At 71.3% G+C, this 22,772-nt stretch carries 24 protein-coding genes; 12 read left to right on the forward strand and 12 right to left on the reverse strand.

Going from position 1 to position 22,772, the window contains the following annotated elements:
- Positions 1-22 precede the first annotated feature (22 nt).
- The 5 genes from P8A20_RS04895 to P8A20_RS04915 are packed head-to-tail and all read right to left on the reverse strand — an operon-like array spanning position 23 to position 4,871.
- The gene (locus tag P8A20_RS04895) at positions 23-1,282 is read right to left on the reverse strand and encodes an ABC transporter substrate-binding protein (protein ID WP_306102943.1); all 1,260 of its coding nucleotides are present in this window, start codon (positions 1,280-1,282) and stop codon (positions 23-25) included.
- Positions 1,279-2,421: a branched-chain amino acid ABC transporter permease gene (locus tag P8A20_RS04900; RefSeq protein WP_147960205.1), complete on the reverse strand. Its 1,143-nt coding sequence runs from the start codon at positions 2,419-2,421 to the stop codon at positions 1,279-1,281. Before P8A20_RS04900 ends, P8A20_RS04895 begins: the two co-directional genes overlap by 4 nt.
- A complete protein-coding gene (locus tag P8A20_RS04905; protein WP_103514469.1) occupies positions 2,414-3,304 on the reverse strand; it encodes a branched-chain amino acid ABC transporter permease in 891 nt (296 codons plus the stop codon). The genes P8A20_RS04900 and P8A20_RS04905 overlap by 8 nt, the downstream gene beginning before the upstream one ends.
- The gene (locus P8A20_RS04910) at positions 3,301-4,077 is read right to left on the reverse strand and encodes an ABC transporter ATP-binding protein (protein WP_147960204.1); all 777 of its coding nucleotides are present in this window, start codon (positions 4,075-4,077) and stop codon (positions 3,301-3,303) included. The genes P8A20_RS04905 and P8A20_RS04910 overlap by 4 nt, the downstream gene beginning before the upstream one ends.
- Positions 4,074-4,871, reverse strand: a complete 798-nt coding sequence (locus P8A20_RS04915) for an ABC transporter ATP-binding protein (protein WP_147960203.1) — start codon at positions 4,869-4,871, stop codon at positions 4,074-4,076. Before P8A20_RS04915 ends, P8A20_RS04910 begins: the two co-directional genes overlap by 4 nt.
- Before the next feature lie 183 nt (positions 4,872-5,054).
- Between P8A20_RS04915 and P8A20_RS04920 the strand changes: the two genes are divergently transcribed.
- Positions 5,055-5,810 carry a PucR family transcriptional regulator gene (locus P8A20_RS04920; protein WP_306102944.1) on the forward strand — a complete coding sequence of 252 codons (756 nt, stop codon included), beginning with the start codon at positions 5,055-5,057 and terminating at the stop codon, positions 5,808-5,810.
- Positions 5,811-5,887: 77 nt separating this feature from the next.
- On the opposite strand, the gene P8A20_RS04925 is transcribed toward P8A20_RS04920, so the two are convergent.
- Positions 5,888-7,003 carry a glycerate kinase gene (locus P8A20_RS04925; RefSeq protein WP_147960202.1) on the reverse strand — a complete coding sequence of 372 codons (1,116 nt, stop codon included), beginning with the start codon at positions 7,001-7,003 and terminating at the stop codon, positions 5,888-5,890.
- Between the two features lie 130 nt (positions 7,004-7,133).
- Here P8A20_RS04925 and P8A20_RS04930 point away from each other — a divergent pair, with 130 nt between their 5' ends.
- A complete protein-coding gene (locus P8A20_RS04930; RefSeq protein ID WP_147960201.1) occupies positions 7,134-7,628 on the forward strand; it encodes an NUDIX domain-containing protein in 495 nt (164 codons plus the stop codon).
- A 4-nt stretch (positions 7,629-7,632) separates the two neighbouring features.
- Here P8A20_RS04930 and P8A20_RS04935 read toward each other — a convergent pair whose 3' ends face one another.
- Positions 7,633-7,833 (reverse strand): DUF2191 domain-containing protein, encoded by a 201-nt coding sequence (locus tag P8A20_RS04935; RefSeq protein WP_147960200.1) that lies wholly within the window; start codon positions 7,831-7,833, stop codon positions 7,633-7,635.
- A 70-nt stretch (positions 7,834-7,903) separates the two neighbouring features.
- On the opposite strand from P8A20_RS04935, the gene P8A20_RS04940 reads away from it, so the two are divergent.
- On the forward strand, positions 7,904-8,629 hold the full coding sequence (locus P8A20_RS04940) for an SIR2 family NAD-dependent protein deacylase (RefSeq protein ID WP_147960199.1): 726 nt from the start codon (positions 7,904-7,906) through the stop codon (positions 8,627-8,629).
- Between the two features lie 86 nt (positions 8,630-8,715).
- Here P8A20_RS04940 and P8A20_RS04945 read toward each other — a convergent pair whose 3' ends face one another.
- The gene (locus P8A20_RS04945) at positions 8,716-9,126 is read right to left on the reverse strand and encodes a (2Fe-2S) ferredoxin domain-containing protein (protein WP_147960198.1); all 411 of its coding nucleotides are present in this window, start codon (positions 9,124-9,126) and stop codon (positions 8,716-8,718) included.
- Between the two features lie 316 nt (positions 9,127-9,442).
- Here P8A20_RS04945 and P8A20_RS04950 point away from each other — a divergent pair, with 316 nt between their 5' ends.
- Complete coding sequence (locus P8A20_RS04950) at positions 9,443-10,027, forward strand: TMEM165/GDT1 family protein (protein ID WP_147960197.1); 585 nt, start codon at positions 9,443-9,445, stop codon at positions 10,025-10,027.
- A 62-nt stretch (positions 10,028-10,089) separates the two neighbouring features.
- Here P8A20_RS04950 and P8A20_RS04955 read toward each other — a convergent pair whose 3' ends face one another.
- Together P8A20_RS04955 and P8A20_RS04960 are read right to left on the reverse strand one after the other, a co-directional pair.
- Positions 10,090-10,623, reverse strand: coding sequence for a methylated-DNA--[protein]-cysteine S-methyltransferase (locus tag P8A20_RS04955; RefSeq protein WP_306102945.1), 534 nt, complete (start codon positions 10,621-10,623; stop codon positions 10,090-10,092).
- A 17-nt stretch (positions 10,624-10,640) separates the two neighbouring features.
- On the reverse strand, positions 10,641-12,113 hold the full coding sequence (locus tag P8A20_RS04960; protein WP_306102946.1) for a DNA-3-methyladenine glycosylase 2 family protein: 1,473 nt from the start codon (positions 12,111-12,113) through the stop codon (positions 10,641-10,643).
- A 444-nt stretch (positions 12,114-12,557) separates the two neighbouring features.
- On the opposite strand from P8A20_RS04960, the gene P8A20_RS04965 reads away from it, so the two are divergent.
- The 4 genes from P8A20_RS04965 (at position 12,558) to P8A20_RS04980 (ending at position 16,351) form a co-directional block, all read left to right on the forward strand.
- A complete protein-coding gene (locus tag P8A20_RS04965) occupies positions 12,558-13,760 on the forward strand; it encodes a right-handed parallel beta-helix repeat-containing protein (RefSeq protein ID WP_187282162.1) in 1,203 nt (400 codons plus the stop codon).
- 208 nt (positions 13,761-13,968) lie between these two features.
- Complete coding sequence (locus P8A20_RS04970; RefSeq protein ID WP_147960194.1) at positions 13,969-15,291, forward strand: ammonium transporter; 1,323 nt, start codon at positions 13,969-13,971, stop codon at positions 15,289-15,291.
- Complete coding sequence (locus P8A20_RS04975) at positions 15,288-15,626, forward strand: P-II family nitrogen regulator (protein ID WP_147960193.1); 339 nt, start codon at positions 15,288-15,290, stop codon at positions 15,624-15,626. Before P8A20_RS04970 ends, P8A20_RS04975 begins: the two co-directional genes overlap by 4 nt.
- Positions 15,627-15,742: 116 nt before the next feature.
- Positions 15,743-16,351 (forward strand): SUKH-4 family immunity protein, encoded by a 609-nt coding sequence (locus P8A20_RS04980; RefSeq protein WP_147960192.1) that lies wholly within the window; start codon positions 15,743-15,745, stop codon positions 16,349-16,351.
- A gap of 57 nt (positions 16,352-16,408) precedes the next feature.
- Here P8A20_RS04980 and P8A20_RS04985 read toward each other — a convergent pair whose 3' ends face one another.
- Positions 16,409-17,548 (reverse strand): serine hydrolase domain-containing protein, encoded by a 1,140-nt coding sequence (locus P8A20_RS04985; protein ID WP_147960191.1) that lies wholly within the window; start codon positions 17,546-17,548, stop codon positions 16,409-16,411.
- Between the two features lie 308 nt (positions 17,549-17,856).
- Here P8A20_RS04985 and P8A20_RS04990 point away from each other — a divergent pair, with 308 nt between their 5' ends.
- On the forward strand, positions 17,857-18,699 hold the full coding sequence (locus tag P8A20_RS04990; RefSeq protein WP_306102947.1) for a helix-turn-helix domain-containing protein: 843 nt from the start codon (positions 17,857-17,859) through the stop codon (positions 18,697-18,699).
- Between the two features lie 9 nt (positions 18,700-18,708).
- Here the strand turns inward: P8A20_RS04990 and P8A20_RS04995 are convergent, their stop codons facing one another.
- On the reverse strand, positions 18,709-19,218 hold the full coding sequence (locus P8A20_RS04995) for a cupin domain-containing protein (RefSeq protein ID WP_147960189.1): 510 nt from the start codon (positions 19,216-19,218) through the stop codon (positions 18,709-18,711).
- A gap of 153 nt (positions 19,219-19,371) precedes the next feature.
- On the opposite strand from P8A20_RS04995, the gene P8A20_RS05000 reads away from it, so the two are divergent.
- The 3 genes from P8A20_RS05000 to P8A20_RS05010 all read left to right on the forward strand — a co-directional run bounded on the left by P8A20_RS05000 (position 19,372) and on the right by P8A20_RS05010 (position 22,768).
- Positions 19,372-19,806, forward strand: a complete 435-nt coding sequence (locus tag P8A20_RS05000) for an RrF2 family transcriptional regulator (RefSeq protein WP_147960188.1) — start codon at positions 19,372-19,374, stop codon at positions 19,804-19,806.
- On the forward strand, positions 19,803-20,720 hold the full coding sequence (locus tag P8A20_RS05005; RefSeq protein ID WP_306102948.1) for a DsbA family oxidoreductase: 918 nt from the start codon (positions 19,803-19,805) through the stop codon (positions 20,718-20,720). Before P8A20_RS05000 ends, P8A20_RS05005 begins: the two co-directional genes overlap by 4 nt.
- A 476-nt stretch (positions 20,721-21,196) precedes the next feature.
- Positions 21,197-22,768, forward strand: a complete 1,572-nt coding sequence (locus tag P8A20_RS05010; protein WP_306102949.1) for an ABC transporter substrate-binding protein — start codon at positions 21,197-21,199, stop codon at positions 22,766-22,768.
- The last annotated feature ends 4 nt before the right edge of the window (positions 22,769-22,772 follow it).

A 22,772-nucleotide genomic window follows, 5' to 3' on the forward strand; every position in this document is an offset into this window, starting at 1 on the left:
GCCCGTCTCTGTGCGGGGAGGGTCAGGACGTGGGCGCGAAGCTCTCGGCCGCCGGGGCGACCTCGGCCGGGCGGACCACCTTGAGGCCGCCGGGGGTCTTGGCGTCGGGCTTCATGACGACGGTCTGCCGGGTGGAGGGCGCCGACGGATCGGTGAAGTCGTGCGAGATCCCGAAGTCGGCACCGAAGTCCTTGATCGTGAGCAGCGCCTTGTCGACGCCCTCACGGCTCAGGTCCTTCGACTCGCAGGCCTTCTTCAGCGCCTCACCGAAGACGGATGCCGCGTTGTATCCGGCGATGACGCCGTTGTCGAGGCCGTCCTTGGGGTACTTGGCGGCATAGGCCTTCGCGAGCTTGGCCGGGCCGGCTCCGGCGTCACCGATGGGCAGGGTGGAGGCACCGACGTAGTAGTCCTTCTGCAGGGCCGCACCCGCCTGGGTGGCCAGCAGTTGCGGGGCGTACGCCGAGTTGTTGCCGACGACCGGGACTGTGAAGCCGGTGGCCGCGGCGACACCCACCAGCGAGGCCGCCTGCCGCGGACCCGCGCTGACGATCACCGCCTTCACACCGGCCTGCTTGAGCGCGGAGACCTGGGCGGTCATGTCGTTGTCGGTCGGCTTGATCTTCTGCTCGACGACCGTGAGGCCCGCCTCCTTCGCCGCGTGCTTGGAGCCGGCCAGGGCGTTCTCGCCGTAGTCGCCCTCGAAGTAGACGTGACCGATCTTGTCGCCCTTGGCGATGCGCTTCTCGTCGAGCAGGAAGTCGATCAGGTTGATCGTCTCGACGTCGTACGTGGCGCCGATGACGCGGACGTACTTGGATCCGACCAGGTTCGCCGACCATGCCTGGGGCAGGACGATGCCCTTGTCCTGGCCGTCGACGCGTGACTCCACCGCGGCGACGAACGGGGAGCCGATGAACTGGGTGAAGCCCAGCACGTCCGGTTCGAGTTCGGTGTAGGCGCCGATCGCCTTCTGCGGGTCGTATCCGTGGTCGCGGACGGTCAGTTCGATCTGCCGCTCGCAGATGCCGCCCGCCTTGTTGGTCTCCTCGACCCACAGCTGCTGGGCCTGGGTGACGCTCTTGCCCAGCGAGGCGTACACCCCGGTCATGTCGGTCAGGGCGCCGAGGGTGATCTTCGAGTCGGTGACGCCCTCCCCGGTCTTCATCCCGCCCTTGTCGGCGGCGCCGTCGTCCGACGACTTGGCCTTCCCGCTGCATCCCGCGAGGGCGAGGGTGAGGGTGAGAGCCGCCGCAACGGCTCCGACAACACGTGGCTTCATTTCTTCTTCTCCCCTGGAGTCTTCAGACGCGCAATGCCGCCGGGCAGGAACAGGACGACCGCGACGACCGCGGCGCCGTACAGATAGCGGGACGCCTCTCCCGGTGCGATTCCGCCCGTACCGGGGGCGGACACCAGGGGGAGGGAGTCGCTGTAGTGGGTGAGCACCTGTGGGAGCAGCGACACGAACGCGGCGCCGATGACGGCTCCCGCGACGCTGCCCAGCCCGCCGATGACGATCATGGCGAGGTATTCGAGGGACAGGATCATGCCGAAGTACTCGGGCACGGTCCGCTGGAAGACCAGCGCGAGCAGGACGCCCGCGAGGCCCGCGTACATGGAGGACAGGACGAACACGCCGGCCCGGTACCTGGCCACCGGCACCCCCATCACGCCGGCGGCGATCCGGTGGTCCCGGATGGCGTTGAGCGCCCGGCCGGGCCTGCCGCGCAGCACCCCGCGGGCGAAGAGCCCGCCGGCCAGAAGGGCTGCCAGGCCCAGGTACCAGAGCTTCTCGGACGACTGGAAGGGCACTGCGGCGACGACCACCTCGGTGTCGTCGAAGGTGAACCCGAAGAGCGAGAGGGGCGGCACCGGACGGCCGTTGAAGCCGCCCGTGAGCGAGCCCGCGTTGAACAGCACGTGCTGGCCGATGAAGATCAGCGCGAGGGTGGCGATACCGAGGTAGGCACCGCTGAGCCGCCCCGCGATGGGACTGAACAGCCCTCCCGCGGCGCCCGCCAGGAGTACGGCGAGGACGGCGGCGAGCCAGGTGGGCAGGCCCAGGCCGGTGATGGCGTGGCCGTTCTCCGTACTGCTCTCCCCCGCCAGGACGCAGTAGCTGTACGCGCCCACGGCGAGGAAGAAGGCGTGCCCCATGGAGAGCTGCCCTGTGGAGCCGGTGAGCAGATTGAGCCCGATCGCCCCGATCGCGGCGGCCATGGCGAACAGTCCGGCCTGGAGCCAGAACCGGTCCAGGTAGAAGGGGAACAGGAGCAGCAGGACCGAGCCCGCGAGCCAGAGGTAGGGGGCGGGCCGGCGCAGCCGGTCGGTGATCGACGCCGCCGCTGCGGGGGCCGCCCCGGCTGTGGTGGCCGGCGCTGTGGCGTCCTTGGCGGCGTCCTTGGTGGCTTCAGACACGGGACAGCTCCTTCGTACCGAAGAGTCCCGCCGGCCGGACGAGCAGGACGACCACCATCACCAGGTACGGCGCGAGGTCTCCGATGCCGCGTCCGAGGAAGGAGAGGTCGCTCTGGTAGCCGGTGGCGAGTGACTCGGTGACTCCGACGAGGAGCCCTCCGACGAGTGCCCCGGTCGTGGAGTCGAGACCGCCGAGGATCGCGGCGGGGAACGCCTTGAGCGCGGCGAGTGAGGTGGCCCGTTCCAGGCCGGGGGTCGGGAACACGGTGAGGAAGAGCGCGGCGACGGCGGCGAGCGCTCCGGCGACCGCCCAGGCGGAGAGGGAGACCCGGCCGAGGCGGATGCCCATCAGCGCGGCGGTCTGCGGGTTCTCGGCCGCGGCCCGCATGGAGACGCCCCACGAGGTGAAGCGGAAGGCGAGCAGGAACACCGTGATGAGCAGCCCCGCGACGAGGAACGCCGCGATCCGCGTCTCGGCGAGGGTGACGCCCCCGATGGTGACGACGTCGTCGCCCCAGGGGTCGCCCAGTGACATGACGTCCGTGCCCATGCGCCGGACGAGTTCGGTGGTGAGGAGGATGTCGACGCCGATGGTGACGATGGCCAGGACGCTCTGGTCGCTCCCCCGGTAGCGGCGCATCACGAAGAACTCGACCGCCGAACCGACGACGGCCGCGCCTGCGATCCCGACGCCGAGCGCGGGCCAGAAGCCGATGTCGTCGTGGAGCACGGCGGTGACGTAGCCGCCTGCCAGGAGCAGTGAGGCGTGGGCGAAGTTGACGACCTCGGTCGCCTTGAAGATGACGACGAAGCCCAGGGCGATCAGTGCGTAGACCGAACCGATGGACAGGCCGCCGAGGAGGAGTTCGATGAAGGTGGTCATTCCTGTGCCCCCAGGTAGGCCTGCACGACGGCCGGGTCGTTCTGCACCACGGCGGGCGTGCCACCCGCGATCCTGCGTCCGAAGTCGAGTACGGTCACCGCGTCCGCGAGCCGCATCACCACCCCCATGTCGTGTTCGACCATGACGATCGAGATGCCGAGGCTGTCGCGCACACCGGCGACGACGGCCGCGGTGCGGCGGCGCTCGTCGGCGGTCATGCCCGCGATGGGCTCGTCCAGGAGCAGGACCTCGGGCTCCATGCACAGGGCGCGGCCGAGCTCGACGAGCTTCTGCTTGCCGTACGGGAGGGCGCCCGCGGGGAAGTCGAGTTCCTCGGCCAGGCCGATGAACTCCGCGATCTCCCGGACCCGTTCGAGATGACGCCGGGCCTCCCGGGTCGCGGAGGGAAGCCTCAGTCCGGAGGCCACGAACCCGGCGCGGGTGAGCCTGTGCCGGCCGAGCATGAGGCTCTCGGCGACGGTGGCGTGCGGCGGCAGTGCCAGGTTCTGGAAGGTGCGGGCCACGCCGAGGTCGGCGATCCTGTGCGGGGCGAGTCCGGTGAGTTCGGTGTCACCGAGGTGCACGGTGCCCGAGGTGGCGCGGTAGACGCCGGAGAGCACGTTGAAGGTGGTGGACTTGCCCGCGCCGTTGGGCCCGATGACTGCGTGCACACTGCCCGGTTCGACGGTGAAGGACACCGCGTCGAGGGCGGTGAGTCCGGCGAAGCGCACGGTCACGTCGCGCACGGTGAGGGGGGCCGGGGAGGTCGTCACTCGGACCACCTGCTCAGGGTGCGGGTGGTGTCCTCAGCCTGTGCCGCGTCCTCGGCGGCCGTCTCGTCGACGACGCCGAGGTAGCGGCGGCGTACCTCGTCGGAGGCGGCCAGCTCGTCGGCGGGGCCGTCGAGTGCGACCTCTCCGACGTCCAGGACGTACGCCGTGGAGGCGAGCCGCAGCGCGATGGCCGCGTTCTGCTCGACGAGCATCACCGAGGTGCCGCCCGCGTTGATCTCCTGGATCGTCTCGGCGATCCTGGCCGCCATCAGCGGGGCGAGGCCGAGGGACGGCTCGTCCAGGAGCAGCAGGCGGGGGCCGGCCATCAGGGCGCGGCCCATCGCCAGCATCTGCTGCTCGCCCCCGGACAGCAGTCCGGCGCGCTGGTGCGCGCGCTGGGCGAGCACCGGGAACAGTTCGTGTACGCGGTGCAGGGCGGCGGCCGCGGCCTTGCGCCCGCCGCGTGCACCGAGTGCGCCGGCCCGCAGGTTGTCCGCCACCGTCATCCGGGCGAACACCTGCCGGCCTTCCGGTACCTGGATCACTCCTGCCGCCACCACCTGGGCGGGGCGGAGCCCGTCCAGGGGGCGGCCGTCGAAGCGGATGGTGCCCGTGCCCGTCCCGCGGTGGAAGCCGAGGGTCCGCGACACGGCCCGCAGCAGCGTGGTCTTGCCGGCGCCGTTGCCGCCGAGTACGGCGGTGATCGCGCCGGCCGGCACGTCGACGGAGACGTCACGCAGTGCCCGTACCGGGCCGTAGCCCACGGACAGTTCGCGGATCTCGAGCGTTGCCATGCGTCCTCCTCCTTCCGTCTGGTCGTCGTGGTGCCACAGACCAGCAGCGGGCGCGGCGCGCGTCCACGGCCCCGGGCGCAATCGCTGCGGGTGACCAGTGTTCGAAGGGCCCGGTTGTGCGCGTGCACAGAGGGAGGTGATGCGCCGCCGTGCCCGGGGTGGCCGGTGGCATCCTCACCAGCCATGAACTGCTCGGCTGCGGGACGGAGCGACAACATGCGGCGGCGCGGTGACGAGCGGGGCGGGGCACTGCTCGACGCGCTGCTGGAGGGCCGGGCGGAACCGGGCCTCGCGGCACGCGCGGCAAGCGGTCTTGGCGTGCCGGAGCAGGGCCGTTACGCGGTCGCTGTGCTGCGGGCGGGCCTGGGCGGGCCCGCGGGTGTGGCGATGGAGGCGGAAGGACTGCGGTTCTTCCGGCGCGAGCGGGCGGACCGCGAGTGCGTCGTCGTCGCCCTGGGCGACCGGGATCCGGCGGCGCTCGTCGCGCTGCTGGTGCGGTGCTGCCCGGGGCCGGGTGGCGTCGGCCCGGTGGCGGACGGCCTGGCAGGGTTGGGGACGGCGCGCCGGCTGGCCGAGCTGGCGCTGCTGACGTGTCCGCCGGGGACGACGGAGATCGTGCGGCTGGAGGAGCGACTGCCCACGGCGCTGGTGGTGAGCCAGCCTGAGCTGTCGGCCCGGCTGGTCGCGGACGTCTTCGGCCCGTTGCTGGCGCTGGACCCGGCGGACCGGGCGCTGCTGGTGCGGACGCTGGAGGCGTGGCTGGAGTGCGGAGGGTCGGCGGGGAGGGCGGCGGGGCGCCTGTACTGCCACCGCAACACCGTGCTCAACCGCCTGCGGAGACTGGAGCGGCTCACCTCGAGATCGCTGTCACGGCCGCGCGAACTGATCGAGATGATGCTGGCGCTGGACGCCTTCAGGCTGACGGCACCGTACCCGTGAGTCCGGGAAGCCGCCTCTTCGGCAGGGTGTCGCACATGCGAGGGGGAGCCAGGCGGACTCCCCCTCGTGGCGGTGCGTCAGGACAGGAAGTCGCGGGCGATCGCCTCGGCCGCGCGTTCCAGCAGGGGCCCGGCCTGCGCCATGCAGACGGCGGGGTCCGGTTCCAGATCCGTCAGGGCGTAGGCCCGGCTGATACCGGCCCGGACGAGCGCCTCCGGCGGCAGGGCGAGGCGTCCGCACACGGCGACGGTCTCCACCCCCGCGGTGCGCGCCGCGGCGGCGACGCCCGCCGGGGCCTTGCCGTGCAGTGTCTGCTCGTCGAGCGAGCCCTCGCCGGTCACGACGAGCGTGGCGCGGGCCAGCGCGGGGGCGAAGCCGAGGACGTCGAGCATGACCTCGATGCCCGGCCTGAAGCGTGCGCCGAGCGCGACCAGGGCGCCGTAGCCGATCCCTCCGGCGGCACCCGCTCCGGGCAGCTCCGCGGTCCCGGGTCCGAGCACGGACGCGTAGTGGACGAGCGCGGCGTCGAGGACCGCGATGTCGTCCTCGGTGGCCCCCTTCTGGCGTCCGTAGACCTCGGGGGCGCCCTTGGGGCCGGTCAGCGGGTTGTCCACGTCGCTGGCCAGGATCAGGTCGACGTCCGCGAGCCGGGGGTCCAGCCCCGTCAGGTCGGCCTCGGCCAGCTCCGCGAGTGCGGCGCCGCCCGGGGGGACGGGCTTGCCGTCGCCGTCCAGGAAGCGCGCCCCGAGCGCGGAGAGCATGCCCGCGCCGCCGTCCGTCGTGGCGCTGCCGCCGACACCGAACACGATCGTCCGGGCGCCCGCGTCGAGGGCGGCCGTCAGCAGTTCCCCGGAGCCGTACGTCGTCGCCGTGAGCGGGGCGAACTCCCCCGCCGGCAGGTGCTGGAGGCCGGAGGCCTCGGCCATCTCCACCACCGCGGTGGTGTCGCGCACCGCGTACGCCGCCGTGACGGGGGTCCCCAGCGGGCCGGTCACCCGTGTCTCCCGGCGCTCGAACCCGGCTGCGACCGCCGCGGCGACCGTGCCGTCCCCGCCGTCCGCGACGGGCAGGGTCTCGACCCTCGCCCCGGGTACGACGCGCCGGAGCCCGGCCGTCACCCGCTCCGCGACCTGCACGGCCGTCAGTGAGCCCTTGAACTTGTCCGCCGCCACGAGCACGTGGGGGGTCTCCATCGCTGCTCCGTCCGTCACCTTGCATCCCTTGCTTTCGAACAGGCAGTCGCGCCGCCCCGACCTTATCGGGACCACCCCTGATCTGCCCATGGCTGTCCGGAACCGCGTGCGGGGCCCCTACGCTGCCCCTGTGACCTCCTCTGACTACGCCACCTACATCGCAGGGCTCCCCCGAGTAATGGCCGGGGCCGCCACCCTCTTCCGGGACGGGCGGGGACGCGTCCTGCTCGTCGAGCCGAACTACCGGGAGGGCTGGGCGCTGCCCGGCGGGACCATCGAGTCGGGCGACGGCGAGAGTCCCCGGCAGGCCGCGCGCCGCGAGACCGCGGAGGAGATCGGCCTCGACCTCGCGCCGGGCAGGCTGCTCGCGGTCGACTGGTCCCGTGGCGCGGCACGTCCTCCGATCGTCGCCTACGTCTACGACGGAGGTGTCCTGGACCAGGAGCAGTTCGACGCGATCCGGATCCAGGAGGACGAACTCCTCTCCTGGCGGCTGGTGGACCGCGCCGACCTGGCCGGCCACCTGCCCGGGCAGCTGGGGCTGCGCATCGCGGCGGCGCTGGAGGCGCTGGACTCCGGCGCGGGGGCGGTCGAGCTGGAGGACGGCGTACGGGTCCCGGGGTGAGGGGTCAGCCCTGGGGGTCCTGCGGCCTGGCGTCGGCCTCCCGCCGCGCGTCGTCCTGCTCGGCGGCCCGCGCCTCGGTGCGGTGGCCGCGCGCGATGTAGTCGCGTACGACCGCCTCCACCGCGTCCTGCGGATTGCCGATGCCCGCGAGCACCATGACTTCCACGACGAGTTGCGCGTCCAGACCGACGTCGACCTTGGCCATGGCCCGGACCTTATGGGGTGACCGCGGAAATGTCATCGCGGCGGGACGACCCCGTCCGTAGGCTCCGGCCATGACTCTCGTCGCGATCCTCAGCGGCGCCGGTGTCTCCACGGACTCCGGCATCCCCGACTACCGCGGTCCGCAGGGCCTCTGGACGAAGGATCCGGAGGCGGAGAAGCTCGTCACCTACGACTTCTACATGACCGATCCGGACATCCGGCGCCGCTCCTGGCTGATGCGCCGCGACGCCGAGGCGTGGAACGCCGAGCCGAACGCCGCCCACCGTGCGGTGGCCGCGCTCGAACGGTCGGGCACCCCGGTCCGGGTGATCACGCAGAACGTCGACGGACTGCACCAGAGGGCGGGGCTGTCCGCCCGTAAGGTCGTCGAACTCCACGGCACGGCACGCGAGGTGGTCTGCACCCGCTGCCACGCACGGTCGGCCATGGAGGAGGCGCTGGCCCGGGTCGAGGCGGGTGAAGCGGACCCCCCGTGCACGGTCTGCGGCGGCATCCTGAAGTCCGCGACGGTGATGTTCGGCGAGCGGCTCGATCCCCAGGTGCTGGCGGAGGCGATGGGGATCACCAAGGCGAGCCAGGTGTTCATCGCGGTGGGTACGACGCTCCAGGTGCAGCCGGCGGCCTCACTGGCGGGGATCGCGGTGGAGCACGGGGCCCGGCTCTTCGTGGTGAACGCGGAGCCGACGCCCTACGACGAGCTGGCCGAGGAGACGGTGCGCGAGCCCATCGGGACGGCGCTGCCCGCACTGCTGGAACGGCTGTCCGAAGGCGGTTGAGAGGAGCACGGTGCCCGGTTCCTCTTCGGCTCTCCTTCGCCGCGGGATGGGGCGCTGTCCTGTGGGCCGCGACGCCGGCGGATCCTCTAGGACTCCTTCTCCTCCAGCCCGGCCCGGATCCGGCGGGAAGGGCTGAAGGCGTACAGGTCCAGGATCTCCGGCGGGTCCACGATGCCGGGGCCGCCCTCCCCCGCCCACGTGGCGATGTCGGCGACGGCCTGCGGGTCGTTGACCAGGCCGAGCCAGACGGGACGGCCTCCGGCACGGCGGCCCTCGGCCGAGGGCTGCACGACGATGACGTTGCCGTGCTCGCAGGCGTCCAGGCACTCCACCGCCCGCACGGTGGCGGCCCCGTCGAGGGAGTTGCGCAGTTGCGCGAGCTGCCCGGCGTGGTCCACGCCCGGAATCTTCGGGGTGCCGCAGCAGCAGCCCCGGCAGACGCTCACCGTGGGCCGGGACGGCCCTGTTCCGGCGGTCTTGCGGGGACGGCGGCTCATGCGGGGGCACTCCCGGGGACGGCGTGACGGTCGTCCCAGGACTGTACCGAGCCGCCCAGCCGCAGGTCCGATGGGGTATCGTTGACGGCTGCGAAGGGGAGTAGCCCCGAAAACCGGTCGTCGACACACTGGAGCCCTCGGGTTCCCGGTGGCCGGGCTCGTAGATCCTTACGGGTGGGCGAGACCTTCGGTCAGGTATGACACGCCCGCGCCCTGCGGGCGATGCCGTCATGCCGGGCCGAGTGGTCCTCCGTAGGAGCCCGAGTGGCGCTTCGCGAACGGCCCGGGGCCCGGCTCTCACAGAAAGCCACCCGGAATGCATCTCGACCTCCTGGCGATTCTCACCGCCTTCGGCCTGATCTTCCTCGCGGAGCTCCCCGACAAGACGATGTTCGCCTCGTTGGCCATGGGCACCCGTATGCGGCCGCTCTACGTCTGGTTCGGCACCTCGTCCGCTTTCGTCGTGCACGTCGCCATCGCGGTCGGAGCGGGCGGGCTGATCGGCCTGCTGCCCGACTGGATCGTCAAGCTCGTCTCGGCCGCCCTCTTCGCGTTCGGCGCGTTCATGCTGCTGCGCAGCGGTTCGGGTGACGAGGAGGAGGACGAGGAGATCAAGACCGTCACGGGGTTCTGGCCGGTCTACTCGACGGCGTTCATGGCGGTCTTCATCAGTGAGTGGGGTGACCTGACCCAGATCACCACCGCGAACCTCGCCGCGAGCAACGGTGCCTGGTCCACGGCCATCGGTTCGGCGATCGCCCTCATGTCGGTGTCCGCGCTGGCGCTGCTCGCCGGCCGGTTCATCGCCAAGCGGGTGCCGCTGAAGACCGTGCAGCGTATCGGCGGGCTGTGCATGCTCGGTCTGGCGATCTGGTCGGTCGTCGAGATCTTCGCGGGCTGAGCGTGCGGGCCGGGCCGGGTGCCCGGCCCGGCCGCCGATGCCGGGAACGCGTCCGACGCCGCTCAGAACAGGGCGGGCGACTCGCCCTCCGTACCGCGCTCGAAGGCGAGCAGCCGTTGCTTGCGGTCCAGCCCGCCGCCGTACCCCGTCAGGCTCCCCGAGGCTCCCACGACACGGTGGCAGGGGACGATGATCCCGACCGGGTTCCTGCCGTTGGCGAGGCCCACCGCGCGGGAGGCGCCCGGTTTGCCGAGGTTTTCGGCGAGCTCGCCGTAGGAGCGGGTCTCGCCGTACGGGATGCGCACGAGTTCGGCCCAGACGCTCCGCTGGAACGGGGTGCCGGCCAGGCACAGCGGCAGGTCGAACTCCGTCAGGTCCCCCGCGAAGTAGGCGTCGAGCTGGCGGACCGTCTCGGCGAAGGGCCGTGGATCGGGTACGCCGAAGGTCTCCTCGGGCGGCCGGTGCCGCTGCCCCGTCATGTACAGACCGGCCAGCACGCCGTCGGTCGCTACGAGGGTGAGTGCCCCGTACGGACTGTCGACGACCTTGTGCTGCCTGCTCGTCGTGGGTGCGGGGGTCGTGGGTGTGGTGGTCATGGTTCGTCCTCACGCCCTCAGGCGGGCAGATGGTTGATGGGGTGGTCGTCGACGGTCCAGAGGTACTGCACGGCGTACGCCCGCCAGGGGCGCCACTGCTCGGCGCGTGCGGTGAGAGCGGCGGGGGTCGCCGGCAGACCGAGCTGTCCGGCTCCCCTGCGGATGCCGAGGTCGGTGGGGAGGAAGGCGTCCGGGTCCCCCAGGGCACGCATGGCGATGACCTCGACCGTCCAGGGGCCGAAGCCGGGCAGCGCGGCCAGTTCCGTGCGCGCTTCCCTCCAGTCGGCGCCCTCCTCCAGCCGCAGGGACCCGTCCGCGAGCGCGGCGACGAGCGTGGTGAGGGTGGTGCGCCGGCTGCGTGGCAGGGCCAGCGCCTCCGGGTCGAGACCGGCCAGCGCCTCGGAGGTCGGGAAGAGGTGGGTCAGACCGCCTTCCGGGTCCTCCACCGAAATCCCGTGGGCACGGACCAGCCGGGCCGCGTGGGTGCGGGCGGCGGCTGTGGAGACCTGCTGGCCGAGCACCGCGCGTACGGCGAACTCCGCCGGGTCGACCGTGCGCGGCACCCTGCGGCCGGGGCCGGCGTCGACCAGCGGGGCGAGCAGCGGATCCGAGCGCAGCTGGTCGTCCACGGCGACCGGGTCGGCGTCCAGGTCGAGGAGTCTGCGGCAGCGGCTGATGGCCTGGGTGAGGTCGCGGGGGTCGGTCAGGGAGAGCCGGCAGTCGATGTGGCCGGGCTGCGGGGTGAGGGCCACGATGCCGTGCCCGTGCGGGAGGGTGAGGGTGCGGCGGTAGGCACCGTCGCGCCATTCCTCCACGCCGGGCACCGCGGTCGCGGCGAGGTGTCCGAAGAGGTTTCCGGGGGTGAGCGGGGCGCGGTACGGCAGCCTCAGGGCGATGACCCCGGGGGTCCCTGGCGTACGGCGCCCTCGTGCCGCGCGGGTCCGCAGCTCTCCCGGGGCGAGGGCGAAGACCTCACGCACGGTGTCGTTGAACGTGCGGATCGACGAGAACCCGGCGGCGAAGGCGATCTCGGCCATGGGGAGTTCCGTGGTCTCGATGAGGACCCGGGCGGTCTGGGCACGCTGGGACCTGGCCAGTGCGAGTGGTCCCGCGCCGAGTTCGGCGAGGAGCTGGCGCTCGACCTGCCGGGCGGAGTAGCCGAGCCGGGCGGCGAGCCCCGGCACACCTTCGCGGTCGACCACCCCGTCCTGGATGAGGCGCATGGCCCGGGCGACGGAGTCGGCGCGTGCGTTCCACTCCGGGGAGCCGGGGGTGGTGTCGGGGCGGCACCGCTTGCAGGCGCGGAAGCCTGCCTGCTGGCAGGCGGCGGCGCTGGGGTAGAAGGTCATGTTCCTGGCCTTGGGCGGCACGACCGGACAGCTGGGCCGGCAGTAGATCCGGGTGGTCAGGACCGCGGTGAAGAACCAGCCGTCGAAGCGGGCGTCCTTCGAGCGGACGGCCCGCACGCAGCGCTCGGTGTCGGTGTGCATGGTCCAAGCATCGGGCACCGGAAGGCCCGGCGGCTGGCGGAAATCCGACATGGACCTCGCGCGGAAATCCGACGTGCGTTCGCGCGGCTCCCACCTGCGCGTCCGGCGGTGAGGGCGCTTCACCCCTTCCGCCCAATGTTCAGGTTTATGAACTCTGATCACGTACAGATGTCTTGACGCGGTCACGACAGGCGTTTACGGTCCGAGAAAGCGCTTGCCCCCCACCCGGCGTGGTGTCGGTCGCACCAGCGGTTCAGAAACTTGGACGAGCCGGTTGCAGCACCTCGTCGCTCCGCGACAGGAAGGGCCACCCCCATGTGCCCGCTCGGCCCCGCCCGCTCCGGTCGCTCCCGCACCGGACCGGGCTCCTCCGCCGAGGAGTTGCCGGATGCGCCGCCCCGACGCCCGCCGGCCGGCGGAACCAACCCGACCTGGAGACGAACGATGCAGAAGAAGAAGCCCGTCATCGCGTGTGTCAGCCTGCTGGCCGGCTCGCTCGTCGCACTGTCCGGCACCCTCGCTCAGGCCACCTCCACCCCCACCGACGCCGGCTCCCTGGCCGCGGACGCCCTGTATGTGGCACCGTCCGGCAGCGACGACGCGGCCGGTACGCAGTCCGACCCGACGACCCTCTCCTCGGCGATCGGCCGGGTCTCCTCCGGCGGGACGATCTACCTGCGCGGCGGGACGTACACGTACTCCGAGACGGTCACCATCCCGCCGGGCAACGACGGCACCTCGGCAGCCCGCACGACACTCGCCGCCTATCCGGACGAGACCCCGGTCCTGAACTTCGCCGCCATGAGCGAGGACCCGGCGAACCGCGGCCTGGCGGTGAACGGCGCCTACTGGCACGTGGACGGCGTCGTCGTCGAGCACGCCGGCGACAACGGGATCTTCGTCGGTGGCAGCGACAACGTCATCGAGCACGTCGTGACGCGCTTCAACCACGACTCGGGCCTGCAGATCTCGCGGATCGCCTCCGACACACCCGACGACGAGTGGCCGGCGAACAACCTCGTCCTGAGTTCCGAATCGCACGACAACGCGGACTCCGACGGCGAGGACGCCGACGGCTTCGCCTCGAAACTCACCTCGGGCCCCGGGAACGTCTTCCGGTACACCGTGTCCCACAACAACATCGACGACGGCTGGGACCTCTACACCAAGTCGGAGACGGGCCCCATCGGACCGGTGACCATCGAGGACTCCCTCTCCTACGACAACGGCACCCTCTCCGACGGGACCGTGAACTCCGACGGCGACCGCAACGGCTACAAGCTCGGCGGCGACGGCATCGAGGTCGACCACATCGTCCGGCGCAACATCGCCTACGGCAACGGCCACCACGGATTCACCTACAACAGCAACCCCGGCTCCATGGCGGTGTCGGACAACGTCAGTATCGACAACGCCGAGCGCAACTTCTCCTTCGACAAGGGCACTTCGGTGTTCCGGGACAACGTCTCCTGCCGCGGCGACGACGGTTCCAACGACAAGACCGTGGGTGACGCGGACAGTTCCAACCAGTTCTGGACCGGCTCCAACGGGCCGGCGTGCTCAGCGTACTCAGGTGCGATGGACTGGTCCTTCGCCGACGACGGCTCCCTCGTCGTCACCTTCGGCGGCAACAGGGTGACGCCGTAGTCGCACGTGACCGCCACGCCCCCGCCGGTCCGTCCGCACCACCTGGACGGACCGGTGGGGGCTCGGTCGCGTCCGCGCCGGGACAGTGAGGTTTCGGTCACCTTCACGCAATGAAACATCCCGGAAACGCGACGGCGTCCTGTGTGAAACGCACGCCCGCGACTCTCTCTGGGCCGGACCCCACGCCGCCCCGAGGAGGGACCCCCTCTTGACCCCCGTGACCCTGGCCTCGGCAGGCCTCGACACAGGCGACACCGCCTGGCTCCTCGCCGCCACCGCTCTCGTCCTGCTGATGACGCCGGGCCTCGCCCTGTTCTACGGCGGCATGGTCCGCACCAAGAGCGTCCTCAACATGCTGATGATGAGCTTCGTGTCCATCGCGCTGGTCACGGTCGTCTGGCTGGTCGCCGGCTACTCGCTGGCGTTCGGCGACGACACGTTCGCGGGCCTGATCGGCGGACTCGGACATGTCGGCATGGTCGGGATCGGCCCCGACGATCTCACCGGCAGCGTTCCCACCCTGCTCTTCACCACGTTCCAGCTCACGTTCGCGATCCTCACCGCCGCCCTGATCAGCGGGGCGATCGCGGACCGTATGAAGTTCGCGGCGTGGCTGGTCTTCGTGCCGGTGTGGACCCTCCTCGTATACGTTCCCGTCGCCCACTGGGTATGGGGGCCGGGCGGGTGGATCGTGGACGCCCTCGGCGCCCTCGACTTCGCCGGCGGGCTCGTCGTGGAGATCACGTGCGGAGCGTCGGGCCTGGCCCTCGCCCTCGTGATCGGACCCCGGATCGGATTCAAGAAGGACGCGATGCGTCCGCACAACCTGCCGATGGTGATGCTCGGCGCGGGCCTGCTGTGGTTCGGCTGGCTCGGGTTCAACGGCGGTTCGGCGCTGGGCGCCAACGGCCTGGCCGCCGCATCGGTCCTCAACACCCTCGTCGCGGGCTGCACCGGGCTGCTGGGCTGGCTCTTCGTCGAGCAGCGGCGCGACGGGCACCCGACCACCTTCGGCGCGGCGTCCGGCGTCGTCGCCGGCCTGGTGGCGATCACCCCCGCGTGCGGGACCGTGGGCGTACTCGGCGCCACCGTCGTCGGACTCGTGGCGGGCGTCGTCTGCTCGTACGCGGTCGCCTGGAAGTTCCGCCTCGACTACGACGACTCCCTGGACGTCGTCGGCGTGCACTTCGTGGGAGGTGTCGTCGGGACGCTGCTCATCGGGCTGTTCGCGACGTCCGCGATGACCGGCGGGGCGGAGGGTCTCCTTTACGGCGGCGGGGCGGGCCAGCTCGCCCGGCAGGCCGTCGCGGTGCTCGCCGTGGCCGCGTACACCTTCCTGGTGACCTACGGGATCGGCAAGGTGATCGACCGGACGATGGGCGTGCGGGCCTCCGAGGAGGAGGAACTCACGGGCCTGGACCAGACGGTCCACGCCGAGAGCGCCTACGATCACGGCGGCCTGGGTCATGCCGCCGCGCAGGCGCCGGGTCAGTCCGTACTTCGTCTCCAGGACAGGAGCACCGCCCCATGAAGCTCATCACCGCGGTCGTGAAGCCGCACCGCCTCGACGAGGTGAAGACCGCGCTGCAGGACCTCGGCGTGAACGGGATGACCGTCACCGAGGCGAGCGGCTACGGACGTCAGCACGGCCACACCGAGGTCTACCGGGGTGCCGAGTACAGGGTGGACCTCGTCCCCAAGATCCGTGTCGAGGTGCTGGTCGAGGACGCGGACGCGGAGCCGGTCCTGGACGCGGTGGTCCGCGCCGCCCGCACCGGCAAGATCGGCGACGGCAAGGTGTGGGCGGTGCCGGTGGAGACCGCTGTGCGGGTCCGCACGGGCGAGCGGGGTCCGGAGGCCCTGTAGGCGGCAGAACCCGGTTCCTCCGGATGCACCGCCGTCTGCGACGCTTACGTGGTGGCCGATTCGTCCACCACGTGTCCCACGGCGCCCGTGCCACCGCCGAGTTCGGAGTTCCCGCAGTGCTTTTCGACATCACCCGCGGCCGGCTCGCCGACGCCTTCGGCGAGGACCGGCTGGTGACCCTGCCCGCGACCGCCTTCCCGCCCGCGGCGGCCGGCACCGAGGGAGCCCGCCTCCTGCAGACCGTCGGCGTCCCCACCGGGACGCTCTGGCTGCGTGAGCACGACGCGGACGGGCTGCCCCTGGTCCGGGACGTCGTCCACCTCGAGAACTTCGAGGACGTCCCGCACGATGCAGGCGAATGGCCCGTCATCGGCTGGCTGCTCAACGCCCACCTGGCCCTCGAACCCGGTTCCGGCGCGGTGCACGCCTTCGACCCCGACGAAGAAACCGTCCAGGGCCTCCACACGGATGTCTCCTCCCTCGTCCAGGTCGGCCTCCGGTTCCAGCGTCTGCTGGAGGAGTTCACCTTCGACGACGACAGCGACGAGGAGGCCGGCTTCGAACGCCTGGACCGTGAGGTCGAGCGGGTACGCGTCGAGACGAGCGCCGTCGACCCGCTCCCCTTCCAGGACGACGAGACGGTCTGGTCGGTGCTGGGCGAGGAGATCGCCATGGGTCAGCACTTCAGGGGCGACAGCCCGGGAGCGCGTTCGCTCCCGGGATGACCGGCAGGCTCACCTCGCGGGACGGCCCAGGGACAACGGGCGTCCGCAGGGCAGCGCTCAGGGGAGGGACCTGCACAGTTCCTCGCCCACGAGGGCGCTCATGGCCTGGCGCGTGCCCTGGCCGCCGTCGCTGGTGGCGTACACCACGGCGGTCCGGGCGCCGTCCGCAGTGACGCCACTCCAGCTGCGGTAGCCGAGGAGTTCACCGGGGTGACCGAAGTAGGTGCCGCCGCACGGCAACGGGAGTTCGCCCAGGCCGAGTCCGTACCTCACGCCGGGCATGCCGATCCCGGGCGCGGACACGGTGGTCGTCATCTCGTCGAGCTGCGCCGGGCCCAGCAGACGTCCGCCGAGAAGCGCGGAGTGGAACCGGCTCAGATCGCGCGTCGTGCTGACGAGCGAACCGGAGCCGACGGCCATGCTGGGGTCGAGGACCGTGACGTCGATGGCGGTGCCGGTGCCGAAGGCGCTGTAGCTCCGGGCGTGCGGGCCCGGGACGGAGACCGAGTCGCCGGGTACGGAGGTCTCCCTGAGGTCCAGCGGGCGGATGATCCGTCGGTTCACCTCCTGTGCCCAGCTGCGGCCGGTGACCCGATGGATGATCATCGCGGCGAGGACGTAGTTGGTGTTGGAGTAGGACCATTCCCGCTCGGCGGTGGCTGCGGGAGACTTCCGCAGAGCCAGCCGCACCAGTTCCCGGGGGGTGTAGGAGCGTGACCGTTCGGCCCGGTAGCCGGCCACGCTGTTCAGGGCGGGGATCCGCGGCAGTACGTCAGGGATGCCGCTGGTGTGCTGCAGGAGCTGCCGCACGGTGACGCGGTAACCGTCCTTCCCGACCACTCCCGGCAGCCACTGCTCCACGGTGTCGTCCAGGGACAACCGTCCCTCGCCGACGAGTTGCAGCACGACCGTCGCGGTGAAGGTCTTGGTGGTACTGCCGATCCGGAATCTGCCGTTCTGCGGCATCGGCAGGACGGCTCCCCTGCGCGCGGTGCCGGCACGCGCACGGTCGCGGGTGTGCGGTGACGTGACCTCGGCGGCCACGCCGACGACTCCGGTGTCGTGGATCGCCTCCACGTGCCGTCGCAGCGGACCGGCCTCCCCGGGCATCGCCGCCACCGTCGGCCCGGTCGATACGACCAGGAGAGCAGCGGCCAGGCCGAGTCCGACCGACCGTCGCCTACCGGAAACACTCATGCTGATCCCCATTCCGCTCCGGTCGCCTGCGCGTGCAGGGACCGTTCCGTCCGTGGCCCCGGGGGCCGGCGGTCCGCCACCATCCCATCGGAGCAGGGGCCATCGGCCCATCCGGCTGTCCCCCCGTCCGGACGACGCGCTGTCCCCCGGGCGTGCCGGGGGTTTTCTCCCGCAAGCGGGGGTCGTACGGGCGCCGGCCGACGGGTTCCCCACGCGGACGCCCCCGGGAGGCCGAGGTGAGACCGCCGGGGCACCACCAGTCAGGTGATCCACGGGTGCCGTCGGCCGGATCGGATACCGTCCTGGCCATGACGACTGCCAGGGCCAGGAAGGTCGATGACGTGAAGGTCGGCGACCTGCTGCGCGGCTGGCGCAGGCTGCGGGGGGTCACTCAGCTCGAACTGGCCCTGAAGGCGGACAGTTCCGCACGCCACATCAGCTTCGTCGAGACCGACAGGTCAACACCGAGCCGCTCCATGGTGCTTCATCTCGCCGAGCATCTCGACGTTCCTGTGCGCGACCGCAACTCGCTCCTGATGGCGGCGGGTTACGCCCCCACGTATCCGGAGACGTCACTGACCGCACCGGTGATGACGACGCTTCGCGCCGGGCTCGACCAGCTGCTGACCGCCTACGAACCCTTCCCCGCCCTGGTGATGGACGGGATGTACGACGTGGTGACCGCGAACAAGGGCGTCGGGATGCTGCTCGAAGGGGTGGCCGGACACCTGCTGCAGCCGCCCCTGAACGCCATGCGCCTGACGCTGCACCCGCAGGGCCTGGCCCCGAGGATCCGCAATCTGGGTGAGTGGCGCGCCCACCTGCTGGAACGGATGCACAGGCAGGCCACGTCGCGCTCCTCGGACGCGCTGCGCGGCCTGTACGAGGAGGTCGCGGCCTATCCGGCACCCGCCGGGAACACCCACACCGTCCCGGAGAAGGAAACGGAAGGCGGAACAGAAGGGCATTCAAGGGCCGTTCACCCGTACGCGTTGCCGCTGCGGATCGAAGCGGGCGGGCGGCTGCTGTCCTTCGTCTCGACGGCCACGACGTTCAACACCCCGATGGATGTGACCGTCTCCGAACTGGCCGTCGAGACGTTCCTGCCCGCTGACCCGGAGACTGCCGCCGCTCTCCGGGCGGCGGGCTGAGGGGAGCGCTCACGCCTCCGGCAGCCGGTCCAGGGCGTACAGGCGCGGCAGGTTCACGACGATCGCCTCCTGGGTGCTGCGGGCGATGACGACCACGGCCTCCTCGGTGGGGTCCGGGTTCTCCTCGCGGTGCGGGACGAACGGAGGGACGAAGATGTAGTCGCCCGGCGAGGTGCGCAGCCGCACCTCCTCGGGCTCGTCCCCGGAGTCGTCGACGAAGACGAACTCGGGGTGCCCGCTCACCACATGGATGGCGGTCTCGGACTCACCGTGGTGATGGTCGGAGGACGCCGTCGCGGGGGCCACGTGGGTCTGGCCCATCCACAGCTTCTCGGAGCCGACGGTCTTCCCGCTCACGGCGCTGAACCTGCGCATGCCTCCGGTCTGCGCCGTGTCACCGTCCAGCGCGTCCGCACGGATGTGATGCAGACGGGTGCGAAGGGGGCCCGCGGTGCGGCCCGGGGTTTCGTGGAGATGAGGGTGGAACCCTTCTCCGGGGGTCGTCGACGGCTCGCTCATGGCAGGGACGTTAGGTCGGTGGCGAAAAGGATGTCAAGAGGTGTCCTTTCCCCTTCACCTGCGGCAATGTTCCCGCAATGTCGGGCACGGACGCCGGGCCGGAACGGCCGGAAGAGCCTCGCCTGCGGCCCACCGCCGGGGCATGATGTGGGCATGCATATCTCCGCGAAGGCGGACTACGCCACGCGCGCCCTGCTGGAGCTCGCGAGTGATCCCGGCCGTCCGCTCTCCTGTGAGGCCATCGCCTCCTCGCAGGAAATTCCGTTCAGGTTCTTGAAATCAGTCGTTGGCGAGCTCAGAAGAGCCGGTCTGGTGCGCAGCCAGCGCGGCTGCGAAGGCGGCTACTGGCTCGGGAGACCGGCCGGGGAGATCGCCCTGCTGGATGTCGTGCGCGCCGTGGACGGCGAACTGATCACCCTGCGGGGCGAGTCGCTGACCGGGCTCGACTACCCCGGGCCGGCCGTCGGCCTGCCCGGGGTGTGGAGGCGGGTCGAGTCGGACGCCGCGGCGGTGCTCGGCGGGCTCACGCTGGCCGCGCTGCTGCCCGCCGGCGCGCGCGAGGAGCCGTCCGCGATCGGTGCCGCGTGAGCGGCGGCCAGGAGGCGCAACCGGTGGAGGTGGTGGAGTACACCTACCCGCTGTGCCCGTGGGCCTGGGGGTCCGAACCGGTCTTCCGCAGGCTCAGGACCGCGCTCGACGGCCGGGTCCGCTGGCGGCGGGCGTACGCGGTCCTCTTCGACGACGAGGACGATCCGGCACCGGATCCGGCGGCCGAAACCGCCTACTACGCCGGCTACGTCGAGAGGATCGGCGCGCACACGCGAGCGCCGTGGGCGGCCCGGCTGAGCCGGGTCGCGGCCAGTTCCTGGCCCTCCTCGCTCGTGGCCGCGGCCGCCGAGCTCCAGGGTGCCGACGTGGCCGAACGGGTCCTACGCCGGCTGCGCGAGACCGTCTTCGTGCTGGGTGAGCCGGCGGACACCCCGGAGGCCGCGCTGGCTGCCACGCGCGGTGTCCCGGGGCTGGACCCCGAGCGGATCAGAGCGGACGCGGCTTCGCCCGGGGTGCTGGAACGGGTGCGGGCCGACCGCGCGGAGGCGCGGCGGCCGGTCCCCGAAGTCCTGTCCGTGCACAGCAGATCACCGCACCCCGGCACCGCGAAGGAGACGTTCGATGGCGGGTACCGCTACGCGTTGCCGACGCTCCTGCTGCGCGCCCCCTCGGGGTATCGCGCGATCCCCGGCTGGCGGCCGTACGCCGCCTATGCGACGGCCGTCGAGGAGCTCTGCCCAGGACTCCTGGAATCGTCCGCGCCGCTCTCCCCGTCCGAAGCGCTGGAGCGCCACGGGAGCCTGACCGAACCGGAACGCCACCTGCTGGCGGAGGGTGCGTGGCCCCCGTCGGGGGCGGTCCCCCTGCAGACGGGAAATGGTGCTCTGTGGCTGCATCCTGGCGAGGCGTCAGCACGTCCGGCCGGACCTCCCGGGCCTGCCGCAGCGCTCTGAGCTGCAGCTGAACCCCGTCCCGCTGAATGAGACACCAATGGGTGTCCATTGACAGGCGCGGACGGCTGCCGCAAGGATATGCCCATGCTCACGACGCACCCCGGTGTGGTGTGCCGCTACGTGGACCTGCGGCGCACCTCCAGCGCACTCTGTCGCTGACCGCCCACCACCCCCGTCCCACAGGCGCCGCCTGACATCCGTCGGCAGCACCGGCCGTCCGCCGGCCCGCTGATCCGCGCCTGTGCCCCGCGTCGGCCCTCCGCCTTCCGTCGCGCCTTCTTCGTCGTGTCCCCGTACGGGTCGTGAGCTCCTCGACGCCTCCGCCCGGGTCCGCCCCTGCCCAGCCGTGCGCCGCCGCCCCGGCGGCGCACGGCCGCATACGCGACGACGGTCACGTGCGAGTGCCGCGCCCCCTTCCCGCGCTCCAACGCCTCCTCCTGCCCTGCTCCGGGTCGGGACTCATCAGAGAGAACGAGATGCCCGCACGACTCACGATCCGCCGCCGACCGGACGTCCGGTCGGCCCGACAGGCGGGCGGCCTGAGGGTCGCTGCCCTCGGAACCGCTTTTGTCGCCCTGCTCGTCCCGGCTCTGAGCGCTTGCGGCGGCAGTGCCTCGTCGGCGGCCGGCAGCGCCACCCTGAAATGGGCCTCTTCCTACTTCCCGAGCCACTGGGATCCGGTGGTAGGGGGAAGTGGTGCGCAGTTCCGTGAACTGGCCCTCGTCTACGCCTCGTTGACACGGACCGACGAGGAGGGCAAGGCCGTTCCGGACCTCGCCGAGAGCTGGGAGTACAACGAGAAGGGTGATCTGATCACCTTCCACGTACGTCCCGGGCTGAAGTTCAGCGACGGCGAACCGGTCGACGGCGCGGCCGTGAAGGCCGCCATCGCGCGGGCGCAGAAGCAGAAGAACTCCGCGCTCTTCGGCGACCTGACGTCGATCGGATCGGTGGAGGCCGACGGGCTGGACGCCACGCTCCACCTCACCCAGGTCGACTACCAGATACCTCAGTTGCTCGGCGAGCGCGTCCTGCAGATCGCCAGCCCGAAGGCCGCGGGGAACCCCACGAAACTGGACCAGGACCCCGTCGGTGCCGGACCGTTCGTCATCGACCAGCTGATCCCGGGCACCAAGGCGGTCCTGCGGAAGAACCCTGACTACTGGGACGCGAAGAACATCCACATCGACAATGTCGAGCTGGTGTCCGCCCCCGACGCCTCCACCGTCGTCTCGGGCCTTCAGACCGGCGTCTACAACTTCGCCGACCTCGACCCGAGCCAGGCCACCGCCGCCGAGAAGGCGGGGCTGGACGTGTTCTCCCAGCCCGGCTTCAACGCCTCGAACATCAGCCTGAACGTGAACAAGGCGCCGTTCGACGACGACAGGGTCGTCGACGCGCTCCGTCACGCGGTCAACCGCAAGGAGTTCGTCGACAAGCTGACGTTCGGTCACGGCGAGACGACCGACCAGCCGTTCCCCAAGGGGTACGTGGCCTACGACTCGGAGTCGGAGAACGCCTACCCCTACGACCCTGCGAAGTCGAAGAAGCTCCTCGCCGAGGCGGGTCACAAGCCCGGCGACATCAAGCTGAACCTGGTCATCCCGGCGGAGGACCCCCAGGCCGAGATCGTCCAGTCCCAGCTGGCCGCCGTGGGCGTCAAGGTCACCATCAAGATCGACAAGAACTGGGCCACGCCGTTCTTCGCGAAGGACCTGGCCTTCTCCCTGTACTCGACGACGGGCCGCGACTCCGCGGTGCAGACCCTCACCGCCCATTTCGGTCCTGACGGCCCGCTCAACCTCAGCACTCCCTATGAGCCGGACGGTTTCAAGGAGGCCGTGGCCAAGGTCCGTCGGACGCCGCTGGACGCGTCCGACTACCCGCAGGTCCTCCAGGCGGCGACACGTGCGGGCCTGGAGAGCAAGGCGCTCATCTTCACCTTCTCCTCGCCCAACCTCTTCGCCAAGAACAAGGCGCTCTCCGACCTGCCGAAGAACCCCGCCCACATCGACTGGACCGGCGTGAAGATCGCTGCCGGCTCCTGACCAT

Origin of the sequence: Streptomyces sp. Alt3 (genome assembly GCF_030719215.1) — a bacterium.
Taxonomy (GTDB): Bacteria; Actinomycetota; Actinomycetes; order Streptomycetales; family Streptomycetaceae; genus Streptomyces; species Streptomyces glycanivorans.

Coding starts and splice junctions, on each gene's coding strand:
- P8A20_RS04895 (WP_306102943.1), bottom strand. CDS start 1,282: ATGAAGCCACGTGTTGTCGGAGCCGTTGCGGCGGCTCTCACCCTCACC.
- P8A20_RS04905 (WP_103514469.1), bottom strand. CDS start 3,304: ATGACCACCTTCATCGAACTCCTCCTCGGCGGCCTGTCCATCGGTTCG.
- P8A20_RS04915 (WP_147960203.1), bottom strand. CDS start 4,871: ATGGCAACGCTCGAGATCCGCGAACTGTCCGTGGGCTACGGCCCGGTA.
- P8A20_RS04920 (WP_306102944.1), top strand. CDS start 5,055: ATGAACTGCTCGGCTGCGGGACGGAGCGACAACATGCGGCGGCGCGGT.
- P8A20_RS04925 (WP_147960202.1), bottom strand. CDS start 7,003: ATGGAGACCCCCCACGTGCTCGTGGCGGCGGACAAGTTCAAGGGCTCA.
- P8A20_RS04935 (WP_147960200.1), bottom strand. CDS start 7,833: ATGGCCAAGGTCGACGTCGGTCTGGACGCGCAACTCGTCGTGGAAGTC.
- P8A20_RS04940 (WP_147960199.1), top strand. CDS start 7,904: ATGACTCTCGTCGCGATCCTCAGCGGCGCCGGTGTCTCCACGGACTCC.
- P8A20_RS04945 (WP_147960198.1), bottom strand. CDS start 9,126: ATGAGCCGCCGTCCCCGCAAGACCGCCGGAACAGGGCCGTCCCGGCCC.
- P8A20_RS04950 (WP_147960197.1), top strand. CDS start 9,443: ATGCATCTCGACCTCCTGGCGATTCTCACCGCCTTCGGCCTGATCTTC.
- P8A20_RS04955 (WP_306102945.1), bottom strand. CDS start 10,623: ATGACCACCACACCCACGACCCCCGCACCCACGACGAGCAGGCAGCAC.
- P8A20_RS04960 (WP_306102946.1), bottom strand. CDS start 12,113: ATGCACACCGACACCGAGCGCTGCGTGCGGGCCGTCCGCTCGAAGGAC.
- P8A20_RS04965 (WP_187282162.1), top strand. CDS start 12,558: ATGCAGAAGAAGAAGCCCGTCATCGCGTGTGTCAGCCTGCTGGCCGGC.
- P8A20_RS04975 (WP_147960193.1), top strand. CDS start 15,288: ATGAAGCTCATCACCGCGGTCGTGAAGCCGCACCGCCTCGACGAGGTG.
- P8A20_RS04985 (WP_147960191.1), bottom strand. CDS start 17,548: ATGAGTGTTTCCGGTAGGCGACGGTCGGTCGGACTCGGCCTGGCCGCT.
- P8A20_RS04990 (WP_306102947.1), top strand. CDS start 17,857: ATGACGACTGCCAGGGCCAGGAAGGTCGATGACGTGAAGGTCGGCGAC.
- P8A20_RS04995 (WP_147960189.1), bottom strand. CDS start 19,218: ATGAGCGAGCCGTCGACGACCCCCGGAGAAGGGTTCCACCCTCATCTC.
- P8A20_RS05000 (WP_147960188.1), top strand. CDS start 19,372: ATGCATATCTCCGCGAAGGCGGACTACGCCACGCGCGCCCTGCTGGAG.
- P8A20_RS05010 (WP_306102949.1), top strand. CDS start 21,197: ATGCCCGCACGACTCACGATCCGCCGCCGACCGGACGTCCGGTCGGCC.